The sequence below is a fragment of the Streptomyces sp. NPDC057428 genome, from assembly GCF_042803195.1.
In the GTDB taxonomy this organism is placed as follows: domain Bacteria; phylum Actinomycetota; class Actinomycetes; order Streptomycetales; family Streptomycetaceae; genus Streptomyces.
In genome coordinates this window covers 1-6097 of the sequence record NZ_JBHVCT010000170.1, presented here as the reverse complement: position 1 = coordinate 6097, position 6097 = coordinate 1, and the positions used below count along the sequence as shown (strand labels likewise).

Below are 6097 nucleotides of genomic sequence, written 5' to 3'. Positions count from 1 at the left end.
GTATACGAGCCCGGGGCCCCGCCGCAGGAGGCGGCGGGCCCCTTCGCGCGTGTGCGGACCGGACTACTTCTTGAAGCTGTAGTCCATGAGCTTCTTCGCGTCGGTCGTGCGAGTCGTCGAGGACGTCGCGGTGAGAACGGTGCCGATGACCGTCTTGCCGTTGCGGGTCGCGGCGAAGACCAGGCAGTACTTGGCGGTCGGGCCGGATCCGGTCTTCACGCCGATCGTGCCGCTGTAGCTGCCCAGCAGCAGGTTGGTGTTGGTCCACGACATGTAGCGGTAGCCGCCGGTCTTCGTGGTGACCTTCTGCTTCGTCGACTTCGTCTTCACGATCGCGCGGAACGTGGAGCTCTTCATCGCGGAGCTGGCGAGCTTGGTGAGGTCGCGCGGCGTCGAGTAGTTCGAGCCGTTGCCGATGCCGTCGAACGAGTCGAAGTGACTGTTCTTCATGCCCAGCGTCTTCGCGGTGGCGTTCATCTTGCCGAGGAAGGACTTCACCCGGGCGGCACGGGTGGTGCCGGAACCGAACTTGTCGGCCAGCGCGTAGGCGGCGTCGCAGCCCGACGGCAGCATCAGACCGTAGAGGAGCTGTCGGACCGTCACCTTGTCGCCGACGATCAGACGCGCCGACGAGGCGGTGTTCCTGACGATGTAGTCGCTGTACGCCTTCTGGACCGTCACCTTGGAATCCAGGTTCAGGTTCTTCTGGGACAGCACCACGCGGGCGGTCATTATCTTGGTGGTGGAACCGGTGGACCGGCGGGTGTCCGCCGACTTGCTGTAAAGCGTTTTCGCGGTGCCGTTGTTCATCACGAAACCGCCCTTGGCGGTGATCGTGGGCGTCGGCAGGGTCGCTGCCTGGGCTGCTGAGGCGGACGTGCTGCCCGCGAGGAGGGCACCTGCGGTGAGGGCCACGGTGGCGGCAACGGTTGCGCGGTTTATGCCCTTAAGACCGGTTTTCAAGTCAAACGCTCCAAATACACCTGAAATGCGGTCACGTGAGAGTGCCGCTTGGTGGTGAGACTCGCGAGGGTGCCGAATGGATGTGCTCACGTACGGGTGAGATCGATTCCGACTGCACGGATTATACGAACCGCGGCCCTTGTCCGAACCCCCCTGCGGGGTGCCGGATGTGCGGCGGCCGGACACGACCGGGCCACGAAGGCCGCCCGCCTGCCGCTCGGCCGGTGGACGGGATGCCGGGAAGGGTCGCCGGGGAGGGGGGCGGGTCCGGATCGCGGACGTCTCCGCGGGCGTACCCATCTTGTATCTATGCTGTGCGCATGCCTGCCGCGCCTCCCGCCCCGACCGCCGCCCGTACGACGGCCCCCAAGTCGCCACCCGCCGCCGAACGCGTCTACACGCACATCAAGGCGGCGGTGCTCGACCGCCGCTACGAGGGCGGCACGCTCCTCACCGAGGGGGACCTCGCGGAGGCCGTCGGGGTCTCCCGGACCCCGGTCCGGGAGGCGCTTCTGCGGCTGGAGGCCGAGGGGCTGATCAAGCTCTACCCGAAGAAGGGCGCCCTCGTGCTCCCCGTCTCCGCTCAGGAGATCGCGGATGTCGTCGAGACCCGCCTGCTCGTGGAGGAGTTCGCGGCCCGCAAGGCCGTGCCGGCTTCCCGGAGCCTGATCGCCCGGCTCGAACAACTCCTGGAGGAGCAGCGGGAGCTCGCGGAGGTGGGAGACCTGGCCGCCGTGTCCGTCAAGGACCGCTGCTTCCACGCCGAGATCGTGAGGCACGCGGGCAACGAGATCCTCTCGCGCCTCTACGACCAGCTCCGCGACCGGCAGTTGAGGATGGGCGTCGCCGTTATGGAGGCGAACCCCGGCAGGATCGCCGCCAACATCGCCGAGCACGGTGAACTGCTGGAGGCCATCAGGTCCGGTGACGCCGAAGGGGCCGCGCAGGTCGTACGCCGCCACGTCAGCCGGGTCAGGGTGCTGGTCCGGGGTGATGACCGATGAGCTCGGCAGCCCCCGCGCTGTCGCTGCCCGGAGATCCGCCCGGCGGCCGTCGGGCCGTCTGGATCTGGGGCATCGGTGTCGCCGTCTACTTCGTCGCCATCACCTTCCGCACCAGCCTCGGTGTCGCAGGGCTGGACGCCGCCGACCGGTTCGACGTCAACGCCTCGGCCCTGTCGACGTTCTCCATCCTGCAACTGCTGGTCTACGCGGGCATGCAGATACCCGTGGGGCTGATGGTCGACCGGTTCGGCACCAAGAGGGTCCTCACGCTCGGGGTGGTGCTGTTCACGCTGGGGCAGCTGGGTTTCGCGCTCTCCCCGTCGTACGGCATGGCGCTCGCATCCCGCGCGCTGCTGGGCTGCGGCGACGCGATGACCTTCATCAGCGTGCTGCGGCTGGGCGCCCGGTGGTTCCCGGCCCGACGCGGGCCGATGATCGGGCAGGTCGCCGCGCTCTTCGGTATGGCGGGCAACCTCGTGTCGACGCTCTTCATCGCCCGCGCCCTGCACGGCTACGGCTGGACGGCCACCTTCGGCGGCAGTGCCGTGGCGGGTGTGCTGGTACTGATGCTGCTGCTCGCCTTCCTCAAGGACCACCCCGAGGGCCACGAACCCCCGCCCGCCGAACACGCCGGAACGGCGTACGTACGCAGGCAGATCGCCGCCGCCTGGCGGGAACCCGGCACCAGGCTCGGCATGTGGGTCCACTTCACCACGCAGTTCCCCGCCATGGTGTTCCTGCTGCTGTGGGGCTTGCCGTTCCTCGTCGAGGCGCAGGGGCTGAGCAGGGGCACGGCGGGTGAGCTGCTCACGCTGGTGGTGCTCTCCAACATGGTGGTGGGCCTCGTCTACGGCCAGGTGATCGCCCGTCACCGCGCGGCGCGCGCCCCGCTGGCCCTGGGCACGGTCGCCATGACGGCGCTGCTCTGGGGATCCACGATCTTCTACCCCGGTGACCACGCGCCGATGTGGCTGCTCGTCACCCTGTGCGTGGTGCTCGGCTCCTGTGGTCCGGCGTCGATGATCGGCTTCGACTTCGGCAGGCCCGCGAATCCGCCGGAGCGTCAGGGTACCGCGTCCGGGATCGTCAACATGGGCGGTTTCATCGCCTCGATGACGACGCTGTTCGCGGTCGGTGTCCTGCTGGACGCGACGGGCGACGACTACCGTGTCGCGTTCGCGTCGGTCTTCGTCCTGGAGGCGCTCGGGGTCGTGCAGATCCTCCGGCTGTACGGCAGAGCGACCCACAGGGAACGCGACCACCACGTCGTGAGCCGGGTGGAAGCCGTGCACGTGACCGCCTGACCGCCTGACCGCCTGACCGCCTGACCGCCTGACCGCCTGACCGTGCGGCCGCCCGGCGGTGCGCCCGCCCCGTCCGTCGCCGGACGGGCGCGTCACCGGTCCGGGGGCGTCAGGGGGTGACGGCGAAGTTCCGCAGGATCTCGGCGGCCAGATCCTGGTCCCCGTCGATCTTGACCCGGTCCTCCACGGCCTGCGGGCGCACCCGGCCGCAGGCCAGGCGGTAGTACGTCTCCCAGTCCATCGCCAGCGTCGCGGCGGGACCGAGCGACGGCGCACCGTCGACCGAACCACGGCCCTCGCCGTCGACCCTGACCGTGCGCAGGAACTCCAGCGGGCCGTGCACGTCGAAGACCACGGCCGAATTGGCCGGCGCGCCCGCGTCCTTGGCGACCACCTTCGCCAGCCCGATCAGCAGGACGTCTCTGACGATCAGGGCTCCAGGGGAGTCGAGGTTCCCGGGCTGACCCAGCGTCGTACGCAGGTCCTGCTCGTGCACCCACACGTCGAAGGCCCGCATGCGCAGCGCGAGTTCCAGGGTCTGCTCGGCACCGAGAGGGGCCCGCACCATGGTCTCGGGGGCGCGCGTCTCGTTGCGGAGCTGACGCATCCGGCGGATGAGCGTGTACTCCAGCTCCGAGGTCATCTCCGGAGCCGTGTGGTGGCGCCGCACGTCGACCTGCATCTCCATGTAGCGCTGCTTGTCGTTCTGCACGTGGTAGAGGTCGCGTGGCAGCGTGTGGATCGGCCGGGGGTCGCCGAGCTGCTCGCACTCCATGCCGATGACGTGCGAGACGATGTCGCGGACCGACCAGCCCGGGCAGGGTGTGCGGCGGTTCCACTCTCCCTCGGCGAGCGGCTTGACCAGCTCGGATATCGACTCGACGGAGTGGGTCCAGGCGTCGGCGTAGGTCTGGAGGCTGGGATGGACGGTCACGGGACCCCTCGTGCGGTTCTGCGGTGCATGGGCTGGAGAGCAGGGAGTGCCGGACGGGATGGCCGGCACCGACGGTGCTGTCTGCGGGCTGCGTGGGAGGTTCGCTCGCTAAGTTACGCTGCGAGCAGGCACCCCGGCAGTGCTTTCGTGTGACGATCGTAGGCCCGCGTTGACGGCTTCCATGCCAGGACGGTGGTAGTGTGCACGCCTCCCTCATCCAGATCGCAGTAAACCCGGATGAATCGATCAATTCCCGGAGAGAGCGCGCGGCTTCACTGGTCGTGGCCCAGCGGGGCGCGGACCTGGTCGTCCTGCCCGAACTCTGGCCCGTCGGAGCGTTCGCCTACACCGAGTTCGAGGACGCGGCCGAACCGTTGCGGGGTCCCACGCACGACGTCATGGCGAAGGCTGCCGCCGAGGCCGGGGTCTGGCTGCACGCGGGTTCCTTCGTGGAGCGCGCCGAGGACGGCACCCTCTACAACACCTCGCTGGTGTTCTCCCCCGAGGGGGAGCGTGTCGCCGCGTACCGCAAGATCCACCGCTTCGGCTTCGACAAGGGTGAGGCGGTGATGATGGGGGCAGGCGAGGAGCTCGTCACGGTCACGTTGCCGGAGACCACCCTCGGTCTCGCCACCTGCTACGACCTGCGGTTCCCCGAGCAGTTCCGCGGGCTCGTCGACGCGGGCGCCGAGACGCTGGTCGTCGCGGCCGGCTGGCCGGAGCGCCGCCGGGCGCACTGGACCCTGCTCGCGCAGGCCCGCGCCGTCGAGAACCAGGCGTACGTCCTGGCGGTCGGCTCCTCGGGTACGCACGGGGGAGTCGAGCAGGCGGGCCACAGCATCGTCGTGGACCCCTGGGGCGAGGTCCTCGCCGAGGCCGGATCGGCCGAGGAGGTCCTCACCGTCGAGTTCGACCCGACGAGGACGGCCACCACCCGGGAGCAGTTCCCGGCCCTCAAGGACCGCCGCCTGGGCCTCGCGCCCCCGCACTGAGGGACAACAGCCGGCCCGTGGCCCGGTTTCACGTGAAACCGGGCCGGCCTCGTGCGCGCGCTCAGTCCTCGTGGTCCTTGTCGGCGAGCACGATCACGCACACGGCGACGGCGATCAGCAGTGGCACGTCGGCGTCCTCCCGCACGATGTCGACGCCGTAGGTGTCCCGGACCGTGAGCCAGCGCCGGGAGATCTGGGCGAGTAGTTCGCCGTCGTAGTCGATGGCGAACTCGCGGTCCAGGATCTTGCCGCTGACGTCCAGCTCCGTACCGTCCACCAGGGTCACCCGGTAGTGGTTGCGCAGCAGCGAGAGCCGCTTCCGCTTGACCTTGGCCAGCTCCTCGCCGTCCCGCTCGATGACCATGGTGTCGCGCAGGCTGATCAGCTTCTGGCGGATCTCCACCAGCACCCGGCCGCTCGCGTCCTTCAGCTCGAAGGTGTCGCGGAGCCGCATGGCCTTGCCGTCGACGAGGAAGAGCTTCCGCCCGTCCGCGTCCTCGATCCAGTAGTCGTCACCGACGCCGAACAGTCGCTCACGCACGAGAAGTCTCATGCATCACAGGTTCCCCGACGCCCTGCCGGAATGCGCGCAGGGCGCGGTGCTATCCCTGATCTTGCGTTTCCCTCCCCGGCTTCAGCCGGGGAGGGAAACGCATCCCGAGACCGGAGGCGCGCAGCGCCGGAGCTCTTTGCGCCTCCCTTTTGACGTTCAGAGGGGGCGTTTCTGCTCTTCGATGTACTGGGTGGGTCACGGTCAGGGGTGGGTTACCGCTGGAAGCCGTGAAGTAGAAGTAGGTGCGGGAGCAGAACCTGACGATCCGCAGCATGGTCAGGGCCGTCGCGCCGAAGCCCGATCCCGAGCGGCCAGGCGGCTACCTGCCCAACGGGGCTGCCGCAAAG

At 69.1% G+C, this 6097-nt stretch carries 6 protein-coding genes; 3 read left to right on the top strand and 3 right to left on the bottom strand.

The genetic code is table 11. The features are described from left to right. Positions 1-63: 63 nt before the first annotated feature. Positions 64-963, bottom strand: coding sequence for a D-alanyl-D-alanine carboxypeptidase family protein (locus ACFU5K_RS31045; RefSeq protein WP_384067837.1), 900 nt, complete (start codon positions 961-963; stop codon positions 64-66). Between the two features lie 320 nt (positions 964-1283). On the opposite strand from ACFU5K_RS31045, the gene ACFU5K_RS31040 reads away from it, so the two are divergent. Together ACFU5K_RS31040 and ACFU5K_RS31035 are read left to right on the top strand one after the other, a co-directional pair. Beyond that, the gene (locus ACFU5K_RS31040; protein ID WP_384067834.1) at positions 1284-1967 is read left to right on the top strand and encodes a GntR family transcriptional regulator; all 684 of its coding nucleotides are present in this window, start codon (positions 1284-1286) and stop codon (positions 1965-1967) included. Beyond that, positions 1964-3271 (top strand): nitrate/nitrite transporter, encoded by a 1308-nt coding sequence (locus ACFU5K_RS31035; protein WP_384067831.1) that lies wholly within the window; start codon positions 1964-1966, stop codon positions 3269-3271. Before ACFU5K_RS31040 ends, ACFU5K_RS31035 begins: the two co-directional genes overlap by 4 nt. Before the next feature lie 109 nt (positions 3272-3380). Here ACFU5K_RS31035 and ACFU5K_RS31030 read toward each other — a convergent pair whose 3' ends face one another. After that, positions 3381-4205 (bottom strand): maleylpyruvate isomerase family mycothiol-dependent enzyme, encoded by an 825-nt coding sequence (locus tag ACFU5K_RS31030; protein ID WP_384067828.1) that lies wholly within the window; start codon positions 4203-4205, stop codon positions 3381-3383. 200 nt (positions 4206-4405) lie between these two features. On the opposite strand from ACFU5K_RS31030, the gene ACFU5K_RS31025 reads away from it, so the two are divergent. Next, positions 4406-5197, top strand: coding sequence for a carbon-nitrogen family hydrolase (locus tag ACFU5K_RS31025; RefSeq protein WP_384067826.1), 792 nt, complete (start codon positions 4406-4408; stop codon positions 5195-5197). Positions 5198-5258: 61 nt separating this feature from the next. On the opposite strand, the gene ACFU5K_RS31020 is transcribed toward ACFU5K_RS31025, so the two are convergent. Then, on the bottom strand, positions 5259-5750 hold the full coding sequence (locus ACFU5K_RS31020) for an LURP-one-related/scramblase family protein (protein ID WP_384067822.1): 492 nt from the start codon (positions 5748-5750) through the stop codon (positions 5259-5261). Positions 5751-6097: the final 347 nt, after the last annotated feature.

Coding starts and splice junctions, on each gene's coding strand:
- ACFU5K_RS31040 (WP_384067834.1), top strand. CDS start 1,284: ATGCCTGCCGCGCCTCCCGCCCCGACCGCCGCCCGTACGACGGCCCCC.
- ACFU5K_RS31035 (WP_384067831.1), top strand. CDS start 1,964: ATGAGCTCGGCAGCCCCCGCGCTGTCGCTGCCCGGAGATCCGCCCGGC.
- ACFU5K_RS31020 (WP_384067822.1), bottom strand. CDS start 5,750: ATGAGACTTCTCGTGCGTGAGCGACTGTTCGGCGTCGGTGACGACTAC.